The 22,496-nt window shown below is 65.2% G+C and carries 21 protein-coding genes; 18 read left to right on the forward strand and 3 right to left on the reverse strand.

What is annotated here, in order from left to right:
- Positions 1–7 precede the first annotated feature (7 nt).
- Positions 8–1,897: a SurA N-terminal domain-containing protein gene (locus tag FQ775_RS07005; RefSeq protein WP_146301093.1), complete on the reverse strand. Its 1,890-nt coding sequence runs from the start codon at positions 1,895–1,897 to the stop codon at positions 8–10.
- 152 nt (positions 1,898–2,049) lie between these two features.
- Here FQ775_RS07005 and tpiA point away from each other — a divergent pair, with 152 nt between their 5' ends.
- The 5 genes from tpiA (at position 2,050) to FQ775_RS07030 (ending at position 7,435) form a co-directional block, all read left to right on the forward strand.
- Positions 2,050–2,817 carry a triose-phosphate isomerase gene (gene tpiA / locus FQ775_RS07010; RefSeq protein ID WP_146301092.1) on the forward strand — a complete coding sequence of 256 codons (768 nt, stop codon included), beginning with the start codon at positions 2,050–2,052 and terminating at the stop codon, positions 2,815–2,817.
- A 155-nt stretch (positions 2,818–2,972) separates the two neighbouring features.
- Positions 2,973–3,359 (forward strand): preprotein translocase subunit SecG, encoded by a 387-nt coding sequence (secG, locus tag FQ775_RS07015; RefSeq protein ID WP_146301091.1) that lies wholly within the window; start codon positions 2,973–2,975, stop codon positions 3,357–3,359.
- Positions 3,360–3,541: 182 nt separating this feature from the next.
- Positions 3,542–4,396, forward strand: a complete 855-nt coding sequence (locus FQ775_RS07020) for a L,D-transpeptidase (RefSeq protein ID WP_146301090.1) — start codon at positions 3,542–3,544, stop codon at positions 4,394–4,396.
- A gap of 137 nt (positions 4,397–4,533) precedes the next feature.
- Complete coding sequence (gene pyrG / locus FQ775_RS07025; protein ID WP_146301089.1) at positions 4,534–6,162, forward strand: CTP synthase; 1,629 nt, start codon at positions 4,534–4,536, stop codon at positions 6,160–6,162.
- Between the two features lie 97 nt (positions 6,163–6,259).
- Positions 6,260–7,435 (forward strand): TMEM43 family protein, encoded by a 1,176-nt coding sequence (locus FQ775_RS07030; protein ID WP_146301088.1) that lies wholly within the window; start codon positions 6,260–6,262, stop codon positions 7,433–7,435.
- 6 nt (positions 7,436–7,441) lie between these two features.
- Here FQ775_RS07030 and FQ775_RS07035 read toward each other — a convergent pair whose 3' ends face one another.
- On the reverse strand, positions 7,442–8,341 hold the full coding sequence (locus FQ775_RS07035; RefSeq protein WP_146301087.1) for a D-alanyl-D-alanine carboxypeptidase family protein: 900 nt from the start codon (positions 8,339–8,341) through the stop codon (positions 7,442–7,444).
- A 285-nt stretch (positions 8,342–8,626) separates the two neighbouring features.
- On the opposite strand from FQ775_RS07035, the gene FQ775_RS07040 reads away from it, so the two are divergent.
- The 3 genes from FQ775_RS07040 to FQ775_RS07050 all read left to right on the forward strand — a co-directional run bounded on the left by FQ775_RS07040 (position 8,627) and on the right by FQ775_RS07050 (position 10,626).
- Complete coding sequence (locus tag FQ775_RS07040; protein ID WP_146301086.1) at positions 8,627–9,508, forward strand: VOC family protein; 882 nt, start codon at positions 8,627–8,629, stop codon at positions 9,506–9,508.
- Positions 9,505–10,338, forward strand: a complete 834-nt coding sequence (gene kdsA / locus FQ775_RS07045; RefSeq protein WP_146301085.1) for a 3-deoxy-8-phosphooctulonate synthase — start codon at positions 9,505–9,507, stop codon at positions 10,336–10,338. Before FQ775_RS07040 ends, kdsA begins: the two co-directional genes overlap by 4 nt.
- Before the next feature lie 84 nt (positions 10,339–10,422).
- Entirely contained in the window at positions 10,423–10,626 is a 204-nt protein-coding gene (locus FQ775_RS07050; protein ID WP_146301084.1) for a dodecin family protein, read from the forward strand.
- 24 nt (positions 10,627–10,650) lie between these two features.
- Here the strand turns inward: FQ775_RS07050 and FQ775_RS07055 are convergent, their stop codons facing one another.
- Positions 10,651–11,448, reverse strand: coding sequence for a dienelactone hydrolase family protein (locus FQ775_RS07055; RefSeq protein WP_146301083.1), 798 nt, complete (start codon positions 11,446–11,448; stop codon positions 10,651–10,653).
- 329 nt (positions 11,449–11,777) lie between these two features.
- Between FQ775_RS07055 and FQ775_RS07060 the strand changes: the two genes are divergently transcribed.
- From FQ775_RS07060 to lipA, 10 genes are all read left to right on the forward strand, one after another.
- Positions 11,778–12,770 carry an isopenicillin N synthase family dioxygenase gene (locus FQ775_RS07060; protein ID WP_146301082.1) on the forward strand — a complete coding sequence of 331 codons (993 nt, stop codon included), beginning with the start codon at positions 11,778–11,780 and terminating at the stop codon, positions 12,768–12,770.
- 129 nt (positions 12,771–12,899) lie between these two features.
- The gene (eno, locus tag FQ775_RS07065) at positions 12,900–14,174 is read left to right on the forward strand and encodes a phosphopyruvate hydratase (protein ID WP_146301081.1); all 1,275 of its coding nucleotides are present in this window, start codon (positions 12,900–12,902) and stop codon (positions 14,172–14,174) included.
- A 76-nt stretch (positions 14,175–14,250) separates the two neighbouring features.
- Entirely contained in the window at positions 14,251–14,577 is a 327-nt protein-coding gene (locus FQ775_RS07070) for an FtsB family cell division protein (protein ID WP_146301080.1), read from the forward strand.
- Positions 14,578–14,759: 182 nt separating this feature from the next.
- Positions 14,760–15,818, forward strand: coding sequence for a pyruvate dehydrogenase (acetyl-transferring) E1 component subunit alpha (pdhA, locus tag FQ775_RS07075; RefSeq protein ID WP_167812798.1), 1,059 nt, complete (start codon positions 14,760–14,762; stop codon positions 15,816–15,818).
- Positions 15,819–15,831: 13 nt separating this feature from the next.
- Positions 15,832–17,238 carry a pyruvate dehydrogenase complex E1 component subunit beta gene (locus FQ775_RS07080; RefSeq protein ID WP_167812800.1) on the forward strand — a complete coding sequence of 469 codons (1,407 nt, stop codon included), beginning with the start codon at positions 15,832–15,834 and terminating at the stop codon, positions 17,236–17,238.
- Between the two features lie 36 nt (positions 17,239–17,274).
- Complete coding sequence (locus FQ775_RS07085) at positions 17,275–17,889, forward strand: Uma2 family endonuclease (RefSeq protein ID WP_146301077.1); 615 nt, start codon at positions 17,275–17,277, stop codon at positions 17,887–17,889.
- Positions 17,890–19,275 carry a pyruvate dehydrogenase complex dihydrolipoamide acetyltransferase gene (locus FQ775_RS07090; RefSeq protein WP_146301076.1) on the forward strand — a complete coding sequence of 462 codons (1,386 nt, stop codon included), beginning with the start codon at positions 17,890–17,892 and terminating at the stop codon, positions 19,273–19,275.
- Positions 19,276–19,290: 15 nt separating this feature from the next.
- Positions 19,291–19,929, forward strand: a complete 639-nt coding sequence (locus FQ775_RS07095; protein ID WP_146301075.1) for an SGNH/GDSL hydrolase family protein — start codon at positions 19,291–19,293, stop codon at positions 19,927–19,929.
- A gap of 61 nt (positions 19,930–19,990) precedes the next feature.
- Positions 19,991–21,436, forward strand: coding sequence for a dihydrolipoyl dehydrogenase (lpdA, locus tag FQ775_RS07100; RefSeq protein WP_146301074.1), 1,446 nt, complete (start codon positions 19,991–19,993; stop codon positions 21,434–21,436).
- 84 nt (positions 21,437–21,520) lie between these two features.
- Positions 21,521–22,492 (forward strand): lipoyl synthase, encoded by a 972-nt coding sequence (gene lipA, locus FQ775_RS07105; protein WP_146301073.1) that lies wholly within the window; start codon positions 21,521–21,523, stop codon positions 22,490–22,492.
- Positions 22,493–22,496: the final 4 nt, after the last annotated feature.

The following is a 22,496-nucleotide window of genomic DNA, read 5'->3' on the forward strand; positions in this document are numbered from 1 at the left end:
GCCGCCGTCAGAAGCTCAGTGCCTGGCGTATGGCGGCCTCGTTGATGGTGACCTCGTATTCGTTGCGCAGCTTGCCGACCAGCTGGTCGAGCAGATCGTCGGCAAGACCGGAGCGGAAGGCCTGCTGGTTCTCGGGCGCGATCGATTCGGCGCTGGCGCCGGCGGGTTCGAAGGCTTCGGTGACCTTGAACACGATCTGGCCGTCACCCGTCGGCGTCGCCGTGGTACCGGTCCCTTGCGGCGCGACGCCGTAGACCGCCGCCACGCCGGCGCGGCCGAGATCGGCGTCGTCGGCGCCACGGCGCACGCCGCGCTTGGTCTGCTTTTCAAGTTCCAGTTCCGCCGCGACATCGTCGAGCGAAGCGCCGTCCTCGACCCGTTTGCGCAGTTCCTCGGCCTTCGCCGACAGCCGCGTATCACGCTCGGCTTCGGTCCAGTCGGCCATCACCTCTTCGCGTACCTCCTCGAGGCTGCGTTCGCGGCCTGGTGTTACCTTGTCGACCTCGTAGAACACGAACCCGCTGGCGCCGATCGAGATCGGCGGGTTCTCGACGCCGGCCTCGGTCTCGAATGACTGGCGCAAAAGTTCCTTGGATTCCGGCAGGTCCTTGAGGATGGTACCGTCCGGCGTCTGGCCGGTCCTGTCGACGGCCTCGACCGTCACCACCTTGAGGCCGAGCTTTTCGGCCGCTTCCTGCATGGTGGCGCCGGAGGCGCGTGCGTCCTCGTAGCTGTCGTGGACGTCGAACAGCACCGCGCCCGCTTCGTTGAGCGCGAGCTCCATTCGGATCTCTTCGGCAACCTCCTCGAGCGGCTTCACGGTTTCCGGCGTGATCTCCGTGACCCTGAGGATGACCGGGCCGAAGGCGCCGTCAACGATGCCGCTGATCTCGTTCCGGGCCAGCGAGAAGGCGGCGTCGGCGACGGCATCGTCCGGCACCGCGGATTTCGCCAGCGTTCCGAGCTCCACGTCAGACATGGTCTTGCCTTCGGCGGCGACCGTCTCCTCGAAGGTCGCCCCGCCACGGATGCGGTCGAGCGCGATCTGCGCTGCGTCCCGGTTGGCGAACACCAGCTGTTCGATCGCGCGCCGCTCGGCGGTGGTGTAGTCGTCGATGTTGGCCTCGTAGTCCTCACGCACCTGGGCGTCGGAGATGGCGCGCGGATCGGCGATGTCCGTCGGTTCCAGCTTCACATAGGAGATGGTGCGATATTCCGGGGCATCGTAGCGCACCTTATTGTCATCGAACCAAGCCTTGAGCGCCTCTTCGGACGGCGGCTCGATCGGCTCGACAAGGGCAGGGGGCAGGACGAGGAAATCGACGGTGCGGTCTTCGCCCTGATAGAGCGCGACGGCGTGCAGGAAGGTGTCTGGGATCGCCATGCCGTCGGACACGGCCTCGACGATCTGCTGGCGTATCGCGACCTGCTCGCGGTTCCGCAGATAATCTTCCGGCCGCATGCCGATCTGCCGCAGCACGAACTCGAACTGCTGCCGGTCGAAACTGCCGTCGGGCCCGTGGAACGCCGGATCTTCCGAGGTCAGGGCAGCGAGGCGGTCCTTTGAGACGCCAAGTCCCATCTTGCGCGCCTGTTCGTCCAGCACCGCGCCGGCGACAAGCTGGGTAAGCACCTGGCCGTCGACGCCGAGCGCGATCGCCTGCTCGCGCGTGATGCGCTGGCCGAAGCGCTGCGACAGCACGGATATCTGGCGGTCGTAGGCCAGCCGGTAGTCGAGCGCCGAAACCGTGGTCTCGCCGGCGGAGATCACCGTGTTGCCGCCGATCCCATTGGCGATCTGGCCGGAAATGCCCCACACGGCGAAGCTGAGCACCAGTAGCAGGAGCAGGAGCTTCGCGACCCATGTGCCGGCGGCCGAGCGCAGAGAATTGAGCATCTAATTTCCCAGTGCTTCGCGCACCGAGGAAGGTGCGGCGTTTCCTGAGCCGATGCAAATAACGCCCTTCGGAACCGGTGTCGATTGCTTTATGGGCCGAATTTGCTAGGGAAGCCCGACGTTTCGGTCCTGATCCGCGAGGCCTGCCGCCCATGACCAAAGGAATTCGGCCGCTCGTTGCCGGCAACTGGAAAATGCACGGCACGGCCGCCTCGCTGGGCGAGTTGCGGCAGATCGCCAACGGGTTCCTGCATGGCCTCGACGCCGACACCGAAGCACTGATCTGCGTGCCGGCGACGCTGGTTTCGCGGGCGCGCGAGGTGGTCGCCAGGTCGCCGGTGCGGCTCGGCGGTCAGGACTGCCACGCCAGGGCCAGCGGGGCGCATACCGGCGACATTTCCGCCGAAATGCTCAAGGATGCCGGGGCCTCGCACGTCATCGTCGGCCACTCCGAGCGGCGGACCGATCATGCTGAGAGTGACGCGGATGTGTGCGCCAAGGCGGAAGCAGCGTGGCTTGCCGGCCTGGTCGCGATCGTCTGCGTCGGCGAAACCCAGGCCGAACGCGAGGGCGGCCGCACGCTCGACGTCCTGTCGCGGCAGATCGCCGGCTCGGTGCCGGCCGGCGCGGAAGCCGCCAACACGATCATCGCCTACGAGCCGGTCTGGGCGATCGGAACCGGCCTGACGCCGACCGTTGCCGACGTGGCAGAGGCCCACGCGCATATCCGCGCCGAGCTTGGCAGGAAGGCGGGAGCGAAGCACGCAGCGTCGATGCGCATTCTTTATGGAGGGTCGGTCAAGCCGGCCAACGCCGCCGAACTGATGGCTATCGACAATGTGGACGGCGCGCTCGTCGGCGGGGCGAGCCTGAAGGCAGCCGATTTCCTCGCCATTGCCGAGGCCTACCGCGAAATCTGACGCCACTGGCTCCGCTGCGTTTGAAATCGGCGCGCCCGGCCTCCATATCGGCCCCATTGGCGCGCTATGGCGAAAGGCTTGGAATGGCCGCAAAAGCCGTGTAAGGAGCCGCGTCCTCGAACAGGCGAACCGCCCGAACTCAGCGGAACCACATCATGCAAACCGTCCTCATCGTCGTTCACCTGATGATCGTGCTCGCGCTCGTCGGCGTCGTGCTGCTGCAGCGCTCCGAGGGCGGTGGTCTCGGCATCGGCGGCGGTTCCGGCTTCATGACCGCGCGCGGCGCGGCGAACGCCCTGACGCGGGCGACCGCGATCCTGGCGGCGGCGTTTTTCGCCACCTCGCTGGCGCTTTCGATCCTCGCCCGCTACGGCGAACAGCCGATCGACATTCTCGACCGGCTGCCGCCGCAGGCCGAGCAGGATGGCGGTGGTGGCGGCCAGGGCGTGCTGGACCAGCTTGGCGGCAACGACATCCCGGCGGCGCCGGCCGACAATGGCGGCCAGGCGTCGGGCGAACCCGCGGTTCCGGACGCCGAGTAACAGCCAACCTGCGGCAAGTGCCTGCCACGGAAGCCGATTTCGCGCATTTGCGTTGAATTGCCTCGTCACCATTCAACGCGTTGCGGCTTGAGCGAATGCCGCGAGTGCGGGTATGATTGCACCTGTCGGCAGCGCGTTCGCGTCGCCACGACACCGGTTTTGGCAGCCAGCAGGTTCGAACGATGGCAACGAGAGCTCTTCTTGGCTTCGCGCTCGGCGCGGTGATGACCTTCCTTTACTCCTTCGGCGTCGCGCAGGCCGAATCGGATTTCCGACCGTCCAAGTGGAAGGAACTCGGCATCGGTGAGAACAATACGCCGAAGCGTACTGCCGCCCCGGTTGCGAAGAAGCGGGTGACCGCGACCGAGCGGTCGGCGAAGAAGGACACGCTGCCGACAGCATCGGTTTCCGAAGTCGTGGCAAACGGCAACAATGGCGAATTGCGCAGCCATGGCGGCAACGGTGGTGGCGACGTGTTCGGTTCGCTGTTCGGCGGCAAGCGCTCGAGCCTGCTGCCGCAGACGCGGGCGCTCGACGAAAAGCTCGAGAAGCAGGGCGGCAAGTTCAAGGTCAAGTCGGACTTCGAACCGCAGTCGGTCTCCTATTCCGGCTACAAGCGCGGCACCATCGTGATCGATACGCGCGCCCGCTACCTCTACCTTGTCGAATCGGGCAGCTCGGCGCGCCGCTATGCCATCGCGGTCGGGCGCGAGGGGCTGGAATTCAAGGGCAAGGCGACGATCGGCGACAAGCAGGAATGGCCACGCTGGATTCCCACCCAGGCGATGCAGAAGCGCGAGCCGAAGAAATACGGCCAGTACAAGGACGGCATGCCCGGCGGACCCGACAATCCGCTCGGCGCGCGGGCGCTCTATCTCTACCAGGGCAAGACCGACACCCATGTGCGCATCCACGGCACCAACCAGCCGCAAACGGTGGGCACCAATTCATCCAATGGCTGCTTCCGCATGGTCAATGACCACGTGATGGACCTCTACAGCCGCGTACCGGTGGGCGCGCCGGTGATCGTGCTTTAATTCCAATCATTTGGACGTTGCGAGACCGGCCGGCCTCCGGCCGGCCCGTGGGCGTTTGCCAACGGGGACGGGAAAACGTCGGGGGGCGGGATTTTTTAGTGGCGGAATCAGCGGCACCACGCTAAGCCCTGACTCCCATGGCGCGATATGTATTCATCACTGGCGGCGTGGTTTCATCCCTCGGAAAAGGCATCGCCGCAGCGGCTCTCGGAGCCCTTCTGCAGGCACGCGGCTACCGTGTGCGCATTCGCAAGCTCGATCCCTATCTCAACGTCGATCCCGGCACGATGTCGCCCTACCAGCATGGCGAGGTGTTCGTGACTGACGACGGCGCGGAGACCGATCTCGACCTCGGCCACTATGAACGCTTCACCGGCCGCTCGGCGAACCAGCAGGACAACATCACCACCGGCCGCATCTACAAGAACATCATCGAGAAGGAGCGGCGCGGCGACTATCTCGGCGCGACCGTCCAGGTGATTCCGCACGTTACCGACGAGATCAAGAACTTCGTTCTCGAAGGCAATGACGACTACGACTTCGTCATCTGCGAGATCGGCGGCACGGTGGGCGACATCGAGGCGATGCCGTTCCTGGAGGCGATCCGCCAGCTTGGCAACGACCTGCCGCGCGGCGCCGCGATCTATATCCACCTGACGCTGATGCCGTGGATACCGGCGGCGGGGGAACTCAAGACCAAGCCGACCCAGCATTCGGTGAAGGAGCTGCGCTCGATCGGGATTGCGCCCGACATCCTGCTGGTGCGCGCCGACCGCGCCATTCCCAAGGAGGAGCGGCGCAAACTGTCGCTGTTCTGCAATGTGCGCGAAACCGCCGTCATCCAGGCCCTCGACGTCCGGCACATCTACGACGTGCCGATGGCCTACCACCGGGAAGGGCTCGACGGCGAGGTGCTGGCTGCCTTCGGTATCGATCCGGCGCCGAAACCGCGCATGGAGCCCTGGCAGGGCGTTTCCGACCTCATCCACAACCCCGAAGGTGAGGTCACGATCGCCATCGTCGGCAAATATACCGGCCTCAAGGACGCCTACAAATCGCTGATCGAGGCGCTGTCGCATGGCGGCATGGCCAACCGGGTGCGTGTCAATCTCGACTGGATCGAAAGCGAGGTCTTCGAAAAGGAAGACCCGGCGCCTTTCCTGGAAAAGGTTCACGGCATCCTAGTGCCCGGCGGCTTCGGCGAACGCGGCTCGGAAGGCAAGATCCTGGCCGCAAAGTTTGCACGCGAACGCAAGGTGCCGTATTTCGGCATCTGCTTCGGCATGCAGATGGCCTGCATCGAAGCGGCGCGCTCGCTGGCCGGCATCGAGGGCGCGTCGTCGACGGAATTCGGGCCGACCGGCGAACCCGTCGTCGGCCTGATGACCGAGTGGCTCAAGGGCAACATGCTCGAAAAGCGCCAGGCGGCCGGCGACCTCGGCGGCACCATGCGGCTCGGGGCCTACAAGGCGCGGCTCGCCGGCGATACCAAGATCGCCGAGATCTACGGCGACACCGACATTTCCGAGCGTCACCGCCACCGCTACGAGGTCAATATCGACTACAAGGAACGCCTCGAGGAATGCGGCCTGGTCTTTTCGGGCATGTCGCCGGACGGCGTCCTTCCCGAGACCGTTGAGTATGCCGACCATCCCTGGTTCATCGGCGTCCAGTATCACCCGGAACTGAAATCGCGGCCGCTCGAGCCGCATCCGCTGTTTGCCTCCTTCATCGGCGCGGCGGTGGAGCAGAGCCGGCTGGTCTAGCAGCCGATCTGGCTTTGCGCGGCGTTCGCTACTAGACTTTCCGCGGGGTGTACGAGGGCGGCTGCCCTGCCAGCCTGCCGCGGAGGGGATGCCTGCAATGAGCGACAGCTATACGGAAGTGACACGGCGTTCGTGGTTTTCGCGGATCCGGAGTTCCTTTGGCGGGATCGTCTTCGGCATCCTGCTGGTCTTGTTCATGATCGTCGCCCTGTTCTGGAACGAGGGCAGGGCGGTCCAGACCGCGCGCTCTCTGGCCGAAGGGGCGGGCATCGTGGTCTCCGTTCCCGCCGAACTGATCGATGCCGCGAACGAAGGCGAACTGGTTCATGTCACCGGCCCGGTCACGACCGAAGAGAATCCCGCTGATCTTGCCTTCGGCATCACCGCCGAAGGGGTGAGACTCGAGCGTGCGGTCGAGATGTATCAATGGAAACAGAACGCCAGCTCCGAAACGAAGAAGGAGCTCGGTGGCGGCGAAGAGACGGTCACCACCTACACCTATGAGCGCGCGTGGTCGTCGCAGCCCATCGATTCGGCGAGTTTCAAGCAGCCGGACGGGCACCGGAACCCGCCGATGCGTTATCGCAGCGAGGATTTTCAGGTCAACGCGGCCAAGCTCGGCGCGTTCGACCTCGACGGCCAGGTGCTGAGCCGCATCGGTGGCGCGCGGGACGTGCCGATCACGCCCGGGCTGCTGCCGTCGATCCGCGGCAGCTTCACCGGCCCCGAACCGATCGGGGTCGCGGATGGCCGGATCTATCTTGGCGCCAATCCATCCTCCCCGGCGATCGGCGACTACAGGATCGCCTATGCACTGGTGCCGCTGGGCACGATCAGCCTCGTCGCGCGGCAGACCGGTTCGACCTTCGCGCCTTACCAGACAGAAGCCGGAGACCGGTTGCTGATGGTCGAGAGCGGCGCCGTACCGGCCGACCAGATGTTCGCGGACGCGATCAGCGGCAACAAGGTTTTGACATGGGTTCTGCGCGCCGTCGGGCTGATGCTGCTGATGGTCGGCTTTTCACTGATGATGGGCCCGATCGGCGTCATCGCCGATGTCATCCCGTTCCTGGGCAACATCGTGCGTATGGGCACCGGCGCGCTCGCCTTCGTGCTGGCGGTGGTGGTCGGCACGGCCACAATCGCGGTCGCCTGGTTCTGGTACCGGCCGCTGCTTTCGATCGCACTGATCGTGGGCGGCTTGGCCATCACCTGGCTGGTCGGCTACCTAGGCAAACGGCGGCAGGCGCCGGCGGACGCGAAACCGGCTTGAGCCGGTTCAGGGTCGCCTGATCGCCAGCGCGCGGCTGCCACCGTTGCGCGACGACGTCTTTGGCATGTAGGTCGCGACCAGGTCCGCCATGTGCGCGTTGCGCTGCGTGGCCGAGCTTTCGCCCATCACCACGGCGATCAACCGCCGTCCGTCGCGGCTGACCGAGGTCGCCAGGTTGAAGCCGGAGGCGCGGGTGTAGCCGGTCTTGATGCCGTCGGCGCCGCGCACCGTCTCCAGCACCTTGTTGTGACCATTGATCGTCCGGCCGCGGAAGGTGAATTTCGTCTGCGAGAAATAGGGATAATAGCCGGGGAAGCGGCTGCGCAGCGCCATGCTCAGCCGCGCCATGTCGCGCGCGGTCGTGCGCTGGCTCGAATCGGGCAGCCCCGAGGCGTTGCGGAATACCGTGCTGACCATGCCGAGCTGGCGCGCCTTCGCTGTCATCATCTGCGCAAATTGCGCTTCGCTGCCGCCAAGATGTTCGGCGACGGCGGTCGCCACGTCATTGGCCGACTTCACGGCCAGCGCCCGGATCGCGGTATCGACATCGATCGACTGGCCCGCCTTGAAGCCGAGCTTGGATGGCGGACGGCTGGCCGCATAGGGAGAGAAGGTGATCTGCGAGGAGCGGCTCAGACGCCCGTCCTCCAGGGCTTCGAACAGCAGGTAGAGCGTCATCATCTTGGTGAGCGAGGCGGGGTAGCGCGGTGAATCGGCGTTGCGCGCGAACAGCACCTCGCCGCTGTAACCGTCCATGACGATGGCCGCGTACTTGGACGATGCCGCTGCCTTGGAGGTCGGGGCCGCGCTGCGCAGCGTCTCCGATGTCGAGCAGGCAGTAACGGCGACAGCCAGGAACAGGCATAGAAAAAAGCGCGCCGCTGCCGCGAGACCTGTGCCGATCATGTGGCGCCGCGGCACCCAACCGCCTGCCAGTGGCCATCCTTGTGTCCGAAGAGAAACCATGCCCCGCGCCGCCCTTTCTTGCCCCTAGCTTCGCCGCGAATTGCACAACGAACTTTCGCGAGGCTATCGCCGTCGCGCCGGAATGCAATATCCGGCACGGCAATTCGGCGAAACGGGGCCTGTTTCGAGGGCGAAAGCAGGCGGCCGCTTTTGCCGGCGCGCAGCAGGATGCGGCCGGCACCTGTACGGCTTGCACCGCGCTCCGACTTCGGGCAGATGGGCGTCATGACGGAAACAGCAGCCAGAGCATTCGATCACCTTGTGCTGCCCGCCGCGAGCCTCGACACGGCGCGCGACCGCCTGACCGCGCTCGGCTTTACGGTCGCGCCGACCGGCGTTCACCCGTTCGGGACGCAGAATTGCTGCATCTACTTCGCGGACGGAACCTTTCTCGAGCCGCTGGCGGTCGGCGATGCGACACAGCGCGATGCCGCGATTGCGGATGGCAACGTCTTCGTCAAGCGGGACAATGATTTCCGTGCCGCGCAAGGCGATGACGGCTTTTCGGCCATCGTTTTCGGCAGCAGGGATGCGGCCGCGGACCATGCCGGCTACGTGGCCGATCACCTCTCGGCGGGGGAGATGCTGTCATTCTCGCGGCCGTTCGTCGATACCAGCGGGAAGGAAGACACGGCGAGTTTCAGGCTCGCCTTCGCAGTGGCCCCATCGCTTCCCGCGCGCTTCTTCTTCGCCTGCGAACGGATGAATGCGCCTGCGGTCGACCGGTCCGCACTCGAGCGCCACGAGAACGGCGCGACCCGCCTCCTGGGGGTGACGGTCGTCAGCGGCGACCCGGCCGCGACCGCTGCCGAGATCGCGCAAATCGCCGGCGCTGAGGCCGACAGCGAGGGTGATTCCCATCAGGTCTCGCTGCCCAATGGATGCATCGACATCCTCGACCGCAAAACCTATGCAGGACGGTTCGGGATCGATCCGGCGATCGACGGCGCCGGCTTTGTGCTGGTTTCCGTCGGCGTCGACGACGTGAAGGCGGTGAAGGCGCTTCTGCCGATGCGGGGTATCTCGTCCCGCCTCGTCGGCGGCGGCCTTCTGGTTCCGGCGGCACCCGGCCAGGGGGCGGCGTTTTTCTTCGAGGAAACCGAATGAGTTCTCCCAACGCCACCGTGACGGTCGGCGAGGCGGTGTTCGGCAACGACAGGCCGCTGACGCTGATCGCCGGCCCCTGCCAGCTCGAGAGCCGCCAGCACGCTTTCGACATGGCGAGCGCGCTCAAGGAACTGACAGCTCGGCTGGGTATCGGCCTCGTCTACAAGTCCAGCTTCGACAAGGCCAACCGCACGTCGCTGAGCAGCACCCGCGGCGCCGGCCTCGATGCAGCGCTGCCGATCTTTGCCGATCTGCGCTCCGAACTCGGCCTTCCGATACTGACCGACGTTCACACCGAAGAACAATGCGCGGTCGTGGCGGAAGTGGTCGACGTCTTGCAGATCCCGGCATTTCTGAGCCGGCAGACCGACCTTTTGATCGCGGCGGCGAAGACAGGCAGGGTCGTCAACGTCAAGAAGGGCCAGTTTCTGGCGCCCTGGGACATGAAGAACGTCGTCGCCAAGGTGACGGGTTCGGGCAATGCCAACGTACTGGTCACCGAGCGCGGTGCGTCCTTCGGCTACAACACGCTTGTTTCCGACATGCGCGCCTTGCCGATCATGGCCGACATCGGCGCTCCGGTCATCTTCGACGCCACCCATTCGGTCCAGCAGCCGGGCGGGCAGGGGGCGACGTCGGGCGGCGAGCGGCGCTTCGTGGAGACGCTGGCGCGGGCGGCGGTCGCCGTCGGCGTGGCCGGAGTGTTCATCGAGACGCATGACGATCCCGACAATTCGACCTCGTCGGACGGCCCCAACATGGTGCCGCTGAAGGACATGCCGGCGCTGCTGGAACGCCTGATCGCGCTCGACCGGGTGGCAAAGGGCTGAGCCGGCGAAGGAAATCACCGCTCGACCTGCCTTGAGCTTGCCTTTTGCCGCCTCTAGGCTGCCTTCCTTACCAAGGAGGCAGTCATGACAGTCGCACGCGTCACCGAGATCACCGCATCCTCTGAAAAGAGCTTCGACGACGCGGTCGAAAAGGGCATTGCGCGGGCCGTGAAGACGCTCAAACACGTCACCGGCGCCTGGGTCCAGGAGCAGAAGATCGTCGTCGAGGACGGCAAGATCTCCGCCTATCGCGTCAACATGAAGGTGACCTTCATCCTCAAGGACTGACCTACGTCAGCCGCACGGCGAGCGTTATCGACTAAATGCGTTCTTCAGGAAGGCCGCGTAGCGGCGCCGGCTGTCAGCGGTGGCGGCAGGGTTGCCTGCTACCGTCTTCGCGCCGCCGACACCCGCGATCGTCTGACGGCCGAGTCCTGGCAGATCGAACGAATGGTGGGTCTTTTCGTAGATGACGATCCGGGCCCCGCGGGTGCCTGACAGTGGTTTCAGCCTCGAACAGCGCTCGACCGGCGTCCAGTCATCGGAACGGCCAGCCAGGATGAGCACGGGAACGGCAAAATCAGAACGGCCGCTAGCGCCATAGCCGCCGGCGCACCACGGATAGTAGGCGACGGTCGCCGCGAAGGGCTGCGACTTCCGCGACGCGATCGCGAGCGCCACCGAGCCGCCAAAGCTCTGGCCCAGAAAGGCGAGCGAGGCGGCTTCGATGCGTGGGAGCGCCGCCAGCGCATTGGCGGCGTCAAACGCATCGCGTACCGCCCTCTCGACCATTCCGCCGAGGCGGCCGGCATCGGCGCAGATCGAACTGAGTCCGCGCGGTCCGAGGACGTCGAGAATGCCGGTCGCGTAACCTCGGGCATTGAGGGCTTTCGCGTGGGCGCGCAGACCGCGCGCCACCAGTGGCGGAGTATTGCCGGCGCAGCCGGGCAGCAGGATCACGGCCGGGAACGGCCCGGCGCCCGGCGGATGGCTGACATCCATCCGCCAGGTCGCTCCGGAAAGACGCTCCGCTCCGGTGGCGAACGCGGTCGAGGTGGCAATCGTCGCCGCAATCAGGGCGGCGCGAAGGATGATGGCAAGGCGATCCATGCGGCTACCCTACACGACGACGGGTCCGCCGGCAGCCGCATGGGACGCCGTCAGTGGGAAGCCGTCAGGTACATTGTGGATGAGCCGCCTTGCGGCCCGTCGACGGATGTCAGGAACGCGGCGGCGATCAGGAACAGGCTGATGATGCCGGCCAGATGGGTCATGGCGAAACTCCTAGTGTTTCGCCCCTCGCAAATCGGAATCTACATGTGATCGCGCCCTCTGTCGTGAATCGCCGATTCAATAACGGTGTCGCCGGTTTTCGCATCGTGAATCCTTTCGCCACATCTTCGCCACAGCTAGGATGGCCGCTCCGAACGGAGGACAGGATGACGAGCGCTGATTTCCCGGTCTTCGATCTGGCAGCCTATGAGCGAGCGCCCACCGACAAGCGTCGCGCGCTGGGCGAGGAGGTCGATGCGATCTGCCGTACGACCGGTTTCCTGGCGGTGAGCGGGCACGGGGTCGCACAAACGGTGATCGACGATGCCTGGAACGCAGCACACGCCTTCTTCCACCTCGCCGCCGAGGACAAGGCCAAGGCGCGGGCGCCCTATGCCGGCTATCCCTATGGCTATCTCGGCCCCGAATCGGAAGCGCTGGCCAAGTCGCGCAACGAGGACAGCCCACCAGACCTGAAAGAAAGCTTCAATGGCGGGCCGGCGTCGGTACCAGAAGGGTTGACCGACGAGGATGCGCTCGCCTTCTGCTACGCGGCGACGATCTGGCCGGAGCGGCCGGTAGGCTTTCGCGAGGCGTGGCAGGCCTACTATGCCGAGATGGAGGATCTGGCTGCACGCATCATGCGTGTGTTCGCCACCGCGCTGAAGCTGCCGGAGGATTATTTCGAGGCGGCGATCAGCCGGCCGATCAGCGCGTTGAGAGCGCTGAACTATCCCGAGCAGGCAATCGCGCCAAAGCCCGGCCAGTTGCGGGCGGGCGCGCATACCGATTATGGCAGCCTGACGATCCTGTTGCCACAGGCCGGCTCCGGCGGGCTGGAAATCCGCGATCCCAGCGGCGAATGGCGTCCGGTGCCGCCGGTGCCCGGTGCTTTCATCATCAATATCGGCGACCTTATGGCGCTGTGGACGAACGACCGCTGGGTCTCAACCTTGCATCGCGTGGTGAACCCGCCGCCTGGTCCTTCGGGTTCGACGCGACGCCAGTCCTTTGCGTTTTTCCACCAGCCCAACTGGGACCAGGAGATCGCCTGCATCCCGTCCTGCCTCGAACCGGGCGCGGAACCCAGATACGAGCCAGTGCTTTCGGGTCCCTATCTGATGTCGAAGTTCCGGTCGACCGTGGCGCCAGCGGCCTGACGACGCCTGCGGCGCATTGCGTTTTCGACCGCTTCCGCTAAGAGAGGCGCGACTTTCCGATCGGAGCATGCGGGGCCGGATCGGGCCCGCCAGCCGCGCTCCACTCATCGACCGAGCGAGGGATCATCCATGACCGCCATCATCGACATCATCGGCCGCGAAATCCTGGACAGCCGCGGCAATCCGACCGTCGAGGTCGATGTGGTGCTGGAAGACGGCTCGATGGGGCGCGCCGCAGTGCCTTCCGGTGCATCGACGGGCGCGCATGAGGCGGTCGAACTGCGCGATGGCGGCAAGCGCTATCTCGGCAAGGGTGTCGAGCAGGCGGTCGACGCCGTCAATGGGGAGATTTTCGAGGCGCTGAGCGGCATGGAAGCGGAAAACCAGCTGCATCTCGACCAGATCATGATCGATCTCGACGGCACACCCAACAAGGGCCGGCTCGGCGCCAACGCCATCCTCGGTGTGTCCCTGGCGGTGGCCAAGGCGGCGGCCGAGGCTTCCGGCCTGCCGCTTTACCGTTATGTCGGCGGTGCCGGCGCGCATGTGCTTCCCGTCCCGATGATGAACATCGTCAATGGTGGCGCCCATGCCGACAACCCCATCGACTTCCAGGAATTCATGATCATGCCGGTGGGCGCGGACAGTTTTCGCGAGGCGCTGCGCTGGGGCGCGGAAATCTTCCACACGCTCAAGAAAGGCCTCAAGGAGGCCGGCCACAATACCAATGTCGGCGACGAAGGCGGGTTCGCGCCGAACATCAAGAGCGCCCAGGCTGCACTCGACTTCGTCATGAACTCGATCGAGAAGGCCGGCTACAAGCCGGGCGAGGATGTGGCGATCGCGCTCGACTGCGCGGCGACCGAGTTCTTCAAGGACGGCGACTATATCTACGAGGGGGAGAAGAAGACCCGCAATCCGAAGGCGCAGGCCAAATATCTCGCCAAGCTGGTCGCCGACTATCCGATCATCTCGATCGAGGACGGCATGGCCGAGGACGACTGGGAAGGCTGGAAGCAGCTGACCGATCTTGCCGGTGACAAGTGCCAGCTGGTCGGCGACGATCTCTTCGTCACCAACTCGGCGCGGCTGCGCGACGGCATCAAGATGGGCGTGGCCAATTCGATCCTAGTCAAGGTCAACCAGATCGGCACGCTTTCCGAGACGCTCGACGCAGTCGAGACAGCGCACAAGGCGCGCTACACGGCGGTGATGTCGCATCGTTCCGGCGAGACCGAGGACGCCACCATTGCCGACCTCGCGGTGGCGACCAATTGCGGGCAGATCAAGACCGGCTCGCTGGCGCGCTCCGACCGGCTGGCAAAATACAACCAGCTGCTGCGCATCGAGGAGGAACTCGGCCGGCAAGCGCGCTACGCCGGGCGCTCCATCCTGCGCGGCTGAGCGGCATTCGCGCATACCCGTAACCGGACGTTAAGCACGTCGCGGGCAAGGTGGCCGGGAAAGGAATCTCCCGGCAATGTGGACGCGTCAGTACAAGAAGCGCAACGGCGGCAAGTTCATCGTCCCGGTGCTGGCGGCGCTGTTCCTGACCTATTTCGGCTTCCATGCCTTCCACGGCGAGTTCGGCATCTACTCGAAATACCGCCTCGAGACACGCACGGTCGAGATGCTCGCCCGGCTCGAGGACAAGCGCGCCGAACGCCTTGAACTGGAGCGGCGCGTGCAGTTGCTGCACAACGGCACGCTGGAACGGGACATGCTCGACGAGCAGGCGCGGCGGGCGCTAAATCTGTCGGCGCCGGACGAACTCACCATCATGCGCCCGTTCGACGTCAACAATTAACTCATATCAAGTTAATTCAGCATAAGCCGAACAATAAGAACGGTTTAGCCGCATGCCAGCCATGCGTTTTTCCGCATGGCTGAAACCGCCAGCCCATGCTAGCCTTCCTGGAACAACTGGGAGGAGGCCAGTCTGTCATCCTCCCGCCTTGTCCGCAAAGAGACGCATACAGGGAGTGATGCATGAGCGCGGCGCCGAAACGCACCAAACGCCCGTCCGCCAAGACCAAGGCCGAAGCCGAGATCGCCGCGGTCGCCGCGATCAAGACCCCCAAGCCTGCCAATCTCACCAAGGAAGAAGAGCTTGCCGCCTATCGCGGCATGCTGCTGATCCGCCGTTTCGAGGAAAAGGCCGGCCAGCTCTACGGCATGGGTTTCATCGGCGGCTTCTGCCACCTCTATATCGGTCAGGAGGCTGTCGTCACCGGGCTCAAGATGGCCATGGAGGACGGCGACCAGATGATCACGGCCTACCGAGATCACGGCCACATGCTTGCCATGGACATGTCGCCGCGCGGGGTGATGGCCGAACTCACCGGCCGCCGCGGGGGCTACTCCAAGGGCAAGGGCGGCTCCATGCACATGTTCTCCAAGGAAAAGAATTTTTACGGCGGTCACGGCATCGTCGGTGCCCAGGTGTCGCTCGGCACCGGGCTCGCCTTTGCCAACCAGTATCGCGAGAACAAGTTTGTCTCGCTCACCTTCTTCGGGGACGGCGCCGCCAATCAGGGGCAGGTCTACGAGAGCTTCAACATGGCCTCGCTGTGGAAGCTTCCGGTGATCTACGTCATCGAGAACAACCGCTATGCCATGGGCACGTCGGTGGCGCGCTCCTCCGCCGAGACCGATTTCTCCCACCGCGGCATCTCCTTCAAGATCCCCGGCATCCAGGTCGACGGCATGGACGTGCGCGCCGTCAAGTCGGCCGGCGAGATGGCGCTGGCGCATTGCCGCGACGGAAAGGGGCCGATCATCCTCGAAATGATGACCTACCGCTATCGCGGCCATTCGATGTCGGATCCGGCGAAATACCGCTCGAAGGACGAGGTGCAGAAGATGCGTTCAGAGCATGACCCGATCGAGCAGGTCAAGGCGCGCATGGTCGAGAAGGGCTGGGCCAGCGAGGACGAACTGAAGGCGATCGACAAGGAGGTGCGCGACATCGTTGCCGACGCGGCCGAGTTCGCGCAGACCGATCCCGAGCCGGACGTGTCCGAGCTCTATACCGACATCGTGCTCTGAGGGAGGGACGGACATGCCGATCGAAATCCTCATGCCCGCCCTTTCGCCGACGATGGAGGAGGGCAATCTGGCCAAATGGGTCAAGAAGGAAGGCGACAAGGTCACCGCCGGCGACGTGATCGCCGAGATCGAGACCGACAAGGCGACGATGGAGGTCGAGGCTGTCGACGAGGGCACGCTGGGCAAGATCCTGATCGAGGAAGGCACCGAGGGCGTCAAGGTCAACACGCCGATCGCCGTGCTGCTGGAGGAAGGCGAAAGTGCCGACGATATCGGCAAGGCGGCCGGGTCCGCCCAGAAAGCCAGCAATGAAGGAGAGAGCGGCCAGGCCGCATCCGGCGATGCGGTCGCCGACATGGACGAGCGCCGCGTGCCCGCCGAAGGCAAGGTGCATCCGGAGCCGATGAAGCCGGACATTTCCTCCGATCCCGATATTCCCGAAGGCACCGAAATGGTGCCGACGACGGTGCGCGAGGCGTTGCGCGATGCCATGGCCGAGGAGATGCGCCGCGACGGTGACGTTTTCGTCATGGGCGAGGAGGTTGCCGAATACCAGGGCGCCTACAAGATCACGCAAGGGCTGTTGCAGGAATTCGGCGCCAAGCGCGTCGTCGACACGCCGATCACCGAACACGGCTTTGCCGGCGTCGGGGTCGGCGCTGCAATGGCCGGGCTGAAACCGATCGTGGAGTTCATGACCTTCAACTTCGCCATGCAGGCGATCGACCAGATCATCAACTCCGCCGCCAAGACGCTCTACATGTCGGGCGGCCAGATGGGGGCGCCGATCGTCTTCCGCGGTCCGAACGGCGCCGCGGCGCGCGTCGCTGCCCAGCACAGCCAGGACTATGCAGCCTGGTACAGCCACGTGCCGGGGCTTAAGGTGGTGCAGCCCTACACGGCCGCCGACGCCAAGGGGTTGCTCAAGGCGGCGATCCGCGACCCGAACCCGGTCATCTTCCTCGAGAACGAAATCCTCTACGGCCAGACCTTCGACGTGCCGAAGCTCGATGACTTCGTGCTGCCGATCGGCAAGGCGCGCGTGCACCGGCAGGGCAGCGACGCCACCATCGTCTCCTTCGGCATCGGCATGACCTATGCCGTCAAGGCGGCGGAGGAGCTGGCGGGCGAGGTGATCGATCTGAGGAGCATCCGCCCGATGGACCTCGATACGGTGATTGCTTCGGTGAAGAAGACCAACCGGCTGGTGACGGTGGAAGAGGGCTTCCCGCAGTCTTCGGTCGGCGACCACATCGCCAGCCAGGTGATGCAGCGCGCCTTCGACTGGCTCGATGCGCCGGTGGTCACGATTTGCGGCAAGGACGTGCCGATGCCCTACGCGGCCAATCTCGAGAAGCTGGCGCTGCCGAGCGTCGCCGAGGTTGTCGCGGCGGTGAAGGCGGTGAGCTACAAAGGCTGAAGACGTTCGCGAGAGGTTGCTTCAGGAACACCGAGCATGGCCGAGACTGACAGACGCCCAGCGACATATGCCGATCTGGAGGCCGTCCCGGAGAATCTGGTTGCGGAACTCATTGACGGGGCATTGCTCACGCATCCGCGACCGTCGCGCCGCCATGTGGCGGCCGCCAGTTCGTTGGGCGATGAACTCGTCGGGCCTTTCCAGAAAGGACGGGGCGGCCCCGGAGGTTGGGTGATCCTGGACGAACCGGAGGTTCGCATCGGCAGCGATGTCGTGGTGCCCGACCTTGCCGGCTGGCGTCGCGAGCGGCTGACTGATCATCCGGAAACGAGCTATTTCACGGTCGTCCCGGACTGGATCTGCGAAGTCTTGTCTGGTTCGACCGAACTTCGCGACCGTACGCTGAAAATGCGGATATACGGAATGGCCGGCATCGCCCACCTGTGGTTGGTAGATCCCCGACTTCAGATACTTGAAGCGTTTGAGAACGTTGGCGGACGGTGGACGAAGGTCGGCGACTGGAACTCTGCCGACGCCGTCCGCGCGCCTCCCTTCGATGCCATCGCCTTCTCGCTTGCCGACCTTTGGCCGCTCGACCCGCCGCTCGGCATGAACGAAGACCCTACGCCCTATTACGCCGGAGACCGATAGATGCCGATCAACATCACCATGCCGGCCCTTTCGCCCACCATGGAGGAAGGCAACCTCGCCAAGTGGCTGGTCAAGGAGGGCGACAGCGTCGCGCCCGGCGACGTGATCGCCGAGATCGAGACCGACAAGGCGACGATGGAGGTCGAGGCCGTCGACGAGGGTACGGTGGCAAAGATCGTGGTGCCGGCCGGCACCGAGGGCGTGAAGGTCAACGCGCTGATCGCCGTGCTTGCCGCCGAGGGCGAGGATGCCGCCGACGCCGCCAAGGCGTCCGGCGATGGCGGCGGCAACGGTGCCGCGAAGGCGCAGGACAAGGCGCAGCCGGCCAAGGAAACGGCCGCCCCGCAGCCGCCGGCCGATGCGGGCGCCAGCGCGAAGGAGGCGGCCGCGAAGTCGGCCATCCCCGACGACGTCAAGGCCGGTCCGGCGCCGACGAAGAACGGCGAGCGCGTCTTCGCCTCGCCGCTGGCGCGCCGCATCGCCCAGAACGAAGGCGTCGATCTCGCCTCGGTGAAGGGGTCCGGCCCGCATGGACGCATCGTCAAGGCCGACGTCGAGGCGGCGGCCTCGGGCGGCGCCAAGGCCGCACCGGCGGAGGCGAAGGCCGCCGCACAGCCGGCACCTGCGCCGAAGCCGATGTCGGACGACGCGGTGCTGAAACTGTTCGAGGAAGGTTCCTACGAACTCGTGCCGCATGACAACATGCGCAAGACGATCGCCCGGCGGCTGGTCGAGGCGAAGTCAACCATCCCGCATTTCTACCTCACCATCGACTGCGACATCGATGCGCTGCTGGCGCTGAGGAAGCAACTGAACGACGCCGCGCCGGTGACCAAGACCGAAAAGGGCGAGCAGCCGGCCTACAAGCTTTCGGTCAACGACATGATCATCAAGGCGATGGCGCTGGCGCTGAAGGCGGTGCCGGAGGCGAATGTGTCGTGGACAGACGCCAACATGGTCAAGCACGCCCATGCCGATGTCGGCGTCGCGGTCTCGATCCCGGGCGGGCTGATCACGCCGATCATCCGCCGCGCCGAGGAAAAGACGCTGTCGACGATTTCCAACGAGATGAAGGACCTGGCGGGGCGCGCCCGCAACCGCAAGCTGAAGCCGGAGGAATACCAGGGCGGCACCACCGCCGTCTCCAATCTCGGCATGTTCGGCATCAAGGACTTTTCGGCCGTCATCAACCCGCCGCACGCCACCATCCTCGCCGTCGGCACGGGCGAGCAGCGTGCGGTGGTGAAGGATGGCGAGGTGAAGGTTGCAACGCTGATGTCGGTGACGCTTTCGACCGATCACCGCGCTGTCGACGGGGCGCTCGGAGCCGAACTGCTCGCCGCGTTCAAGGGTTTTGTCGAAAATCCGATGTCGATGCTGGTCTAGGGCCGGGTCGCGGCCATGAAGACCATCCTCTGCTACGGCGATTCGCTGACCTGGGGCTACAACCCGGAAGGGCCGTCGCGCCACGCGCCGGCCGACCGCTGGCCGGATTTCCTGCAGGCAGCACTCGGCGAGCGGGTCCGGGTGATCGCGGAGGGGCTGAACGGCCGCACCACCGCCTTTGACGATCATCTCGGTTCCGCCGACCGCAACGGCGCCCGCATTCTGCCGACGCTGCTCACCACGCATGCGCCGCTCGACCTGATCATCATCATGCTCGGCGCCAACGACATGAAGCCTTTCGTCTGCGGCCAGGCGATCGGCGCCAAGCAGGGCATGGAGCGGCTGGTGGCCATCGTGCGCGGCCATTCCTATCCGCTCGACGAAGCGGCGCCGGAGGTGCTGGTGGTCGCACCGCCGCCGCTCTGCGAGACCGCCGATCCGGACTTTGCCGCGATGTTTGCCGGCGGCCTTGCGCAGTCGCGCATGCTGGCCAGCTTTTATGCCGATCTGGCCGACGTGAACGGCTGCGGCTTCTTCGATGCCGGCTCGGTGGCGGAGACATCGCCCGCCGACGGCGTCCATCTCGATGCCGAAAACACCCGGGCCATCGGCCGTGGGCTGGAACCGGTCGTTCGCATGATGCTGGGGCTTTGATCCTCTCGCGGAGAAAAGTCCCGGGCGCGGCGATGCGGCCAGCAAAGAAACAGGAGCAAACATGTCCGACAGCTACGACGTGATCATCATCGGCGGGGGGCCGGGCGGCTACGTGACCGCGGTGCGTTCCGCGCAGTTGGGCTTCAAGACCGCACTGGTCGAGCGCGAGCACCTGGGCGGCATCTGCTCCAACTGGGGCTGCATCCCGACCAAGGCGCTGCTGCGCTCGGCCGAAGTCCTGCATTTCGGCGAACATGCCGCCGATTACGGGCTGAAGCTCGACGGCAAGATCGCGGCCGACATCAAGGCCGTGGTCGAGCGTTCGCGCGGGGTCGCCGGCCGCATGAACAACGGCGTCGGCTTCCTGATGAAAAAGAACAAGGTCGACGTCATCTGGGGCGAGGCGAAGGTCGCCAAGCCGGGCGAGGTCGTCGTTTCCAAGCCAGCCAAGAAGGCGATGCAGCCGCAGCATCCGGCGCCGAAGAACACGAAGGGCGAGGGCACCTACAAGGCCAAGCACATCATCGTGGCGACCGGCGCGCGGCCGCGCGCGCTGCCCGGCATGGAGCCGGACGGCGAACTGATCTGGACATATTTCGAGGCGATGGTGCCGAAGGAACTGCCGAAATCGCTGATCGTGGTCGGCTCCGGCGCGATCGGCATCGAGTTCGCGAGCTTCTACCGCACGCTCGGCGTCGAGGTGACGGTGGTCGAGGTGATGCCGACCATCCTGCCGGTGGAGGACGCCGAGATCTCCGGCCTGGCGAAAAAGCGCTTTGAGAAACAGGGCATGAAATTCCTGCTCGAGGCCAAGGTGGTCAAGGTCGACAAGGCCAAAGGTTCGGTCACTGCCCATGTCGAACTGAAGGGCGGCAAGGTCGAGAAAATCACCGCCGACAGGATGATTTCGGCCGTCGGGGTCGTCGGCAATGTCGAGAACCTCGGGCTGGAGGCGCTGGGTGTGAAGACCGAGCGCGGCACGATCGTCATCGACGAGTGGTGCCGCACCAGCGTCGACGGCATCTATGCCATCGGCGATGTCGCCGGGCCGCCGATGCTCGCCCACAAGGCAGAGCATGAGGGGGTGATCTGCGTCGAAAAGATCGCCGGCAAGAAGGGCGTGCACCCGCTCGACAAGGGGCTGGTGCCGGGCTGCACCTATTGCCATCCGCAGGTCGCGTCGGTCGGACTGACCGAGGCGAAGGCGAAGGAGGCGGGGCGCGACATCCGCGTCGGGCGCTTCCCGTTCGTCGCAAACGGCAAGGCGGTGGCGCTCGGCGAGGATCAGGGGCTGGTCAAGACCATCTTCGACAAGAAGACCGGCGAGCTGCTGGGTGCGCACATGATCGGCGCCGAGGTGACCGAACTGATCCAGGGTTTTGTCGTCGCGATGAACCTGGAGACGACCGAGGAGGAACTGATGCACACCATCTTCCCGCATCCCACCCTGTCGGAAATGATGAAGGAAAGCGTGCTCGACGCCTACGGTCAGGCGCTCAACGCATAGCAGGGTGCCATTCCGCGGCCTGTTTACGGACCGCGAGATGGCCTATATGCGAGGGAAAGCCGCTAAGGCCCGAAACGGAGAGACATGGTCACAGTCATCGACACCGTCGCCAACCGGCCTCGCCCGCGCCACCCGGAAAAGGCGCATCGCCCCGACCAGGAGGTGTTGCGCAAGCCTGACTGGATCCGCGTCAGGGCGCCGACCTCGCGCGGCTATCAGGAAACCCGCGAGATCGTGCGCACCAACAAGCTGGTCACCGTGTGCGAGGAGGCCGGGTGCCCGAATATCGGCGAATGCTGGGACAAGAAGCACGCCTCGTTCCTGATCATGGGCGAAATCTGCACCCGCGCCTGCGCCTTCTGCAATGTCACGACCGGGCTGCCGAACGCGCTCGACCGGGAAGAGCCCGACCACGTGGCCTCGGCCGTTCGCCAGATGGGGCTCAACCACGTCGTCGTCACGTCGGTCGACCGCGACGACCTGAAGGATGGCGGCGCGCGCCACTTCGCCGACGTCATTCGCGCTATCCGCGAGCAATCGCCGGAGACCACGATCGAGGTGCTGACGCCGGACTTCCTGCGCAAGGACGGCGCACTGGAGATCGTCGTGGAGGCGAAGCCCGATGTCTTCAACCACAATCTGGAGACGGTGCCGTCGCACTATCTCACGGTGCGGCCCGGCGCGCGCTACTTCCACTCCATCCGGCTGTTGCAGCGGGTGAAGGAGCTCGACCCGACCATGTTCACCAAGTCTGGGATCATGGTGGGGCTTGGGGAGGAGCGCAACGAGGTGCTGCAGCTGATGGACGATCTGAGGACGGCGGACGTCGATTTCCTCACCATCGGCCAGTATCTGCAGCCGACGAAAAAGCACCATCCGGTAAAGAAGTTCGTCACTCCGGACGAGTTCAAATCCTATGAGACGGTCGCCTACGCCAAGGGCTTCCTCCTGGTGTCTGCGAGCCCGCTGACGCGCTCCTCGCACCATGCAGGCGAGGACTTCGCCCGCCTGCGCGATGCGCGCGAGGCGCATCTGGCGAAGACGGCCACCGCGTAGGCCG

The sequence above is a fragment of the Nitratireductor mangrovi genome (assembly GCF_007922615.2).
Lineage (GTDB): Bacteria > Pseudomonadota > Alphaproteobacteria > Rhizobiales > Rhizobiaceae > Mangrovimarina > Mangrovimarina mangrovi.

Coding starts and splice junctions, on each gene's coding strand:
- FQ775_RS07005 (WP_146301093.1), bottom strand. CDS start 1,897: ATGCTCAATTCTCTGCGCTCGGCCGCCGGCACATGGGTCGCGAAGCTC.
- tpiA (WP_146301092.1), top strand. CDS start 2,050: ATGACCAAAGGAATTCGGCCGCTCGTTGCCGGCAACTGGAAAATGCAC.
- secG (WP_146301091.1), top strand. CDS start 2,973: ATGCAAACCGTCCTCATCGTCGTTCACCTGATGATCGTGCTCGCGCTC.
- FQ775_RS07020 (WP_146301090.1), top strand. CDS start 3,542: ATGGCAACGAGAGCTCTTCTTGGCTTCGCGCTCGGCGCGGTGATGACC.
- pyrG (WP_146301089.1), top strand. CDS start 4,534: ATGGCGCGATATGTATTCATCACTGGCGGCGTGGTTTCATCCCTCGGA.
- FQ775_RS07030 (WP_146301088.1), top strand. CDS start 6,260: ATGAGCGACAGCTATACGGAAGTGACACGGCGTTCGTGGTTTTCGCGG.
- FQ775_RS07035 (WP_146301087.1), bottom strand. CDS start 8,341: ATGATCGGCACAGGTCTCGCGGCAGCGGCGCGCTTTTTTCTATGCCTG.
- FQ775_RS07040 (WP_146301086.1), top strand. CDS start 8,627: ATGACGGAAACAGCAGCCAGAGCATTCGATCACCTTGTGCTGCCCGCC.
- kdsA (WP_146301085.1), top strand. CDS start 9,505: ATGAGTTCTCCCAACGCCACCGTGACGGTCGGCGAGGCGGTGTTCGGC.
- FQ775_RS07050 (WP_146301084.1), top strand. CDS start 10,423: ATGACAGTCGCACGCGTCACCGAGATCACCGCATCCTCTGAAAAGAGC.
- FQ775_RS07055 (WP_146301083.1), bottom strand. CDS start 11,448: ATGGATCGCCTTGCCATCATCCTTCGCGCCGCCCTGATTGCGGCGACG.
- FQ775_RS07060 (WP_146301082.1), top strand. CDS start 11,778: ATGACGAGCGCTGATTTCCCGGTCTTCGATCTGGCAGCCTATGAGCGA.
- eno (WP_146301081.1), top strand. CDS start 12,900: ATGACCGCCATCATCGACATCATCGGCCGCGAAATCCTGGACAGCCGC.
- FQ775_RS07070 (WP_146301080.1), top strand. CDS start 14,251: ATGTGGACGCGTCAGTACAAGAAGCGCAACGGCGGCAAGTTCATCGTC.
- pdhA (WP_167812798.1), top strand. CDS start 14,760: ATGAGCGCGGCGCCGAAACGCACCAAACGCCCGTCCGCCAAGACCAAG.
- FQ775_RS07080 (WP_167812800.1), top strand. CDS start 15,832: ATGCCGATCGAAATCCTCATGCCCGCCCTTTCGCCGACGATGGAGGAG.
- FQ775_RS07085 (WP_146301077.1), top strand. CDS start 17,275: ATGGCCGAGACTGACAGACGCCCAGCGACATATGCCGATCTGGAGGCC.
- FQ775_RS07090 (WP_146301076.1), top strand. CDS start 17,890: ATGCCGATCAACATCACCATGCCGGCCCTTTCGCCCACCATGGAGGAA.
- FQ775_RS07095 (WP_146301075.1), top strand. CDS start 19,291: ATGAAGACCATCCTCTGCTACGGCGATTCGCTGACCTGGGGCTACAAC.
- lpdA (WP_146301074.1), top strand. CDS start 19,991: ATGTCCGACAGCTACGACGTGATCATCATCGGCGGGGGGCCGGGCGGC.
- lipA (WP_146301073.1), top strand. CDS start 21,521: ATGGTCACAGTCATCGACACCGTCGCCAACCGGCCTCGCCCGCGCCAC.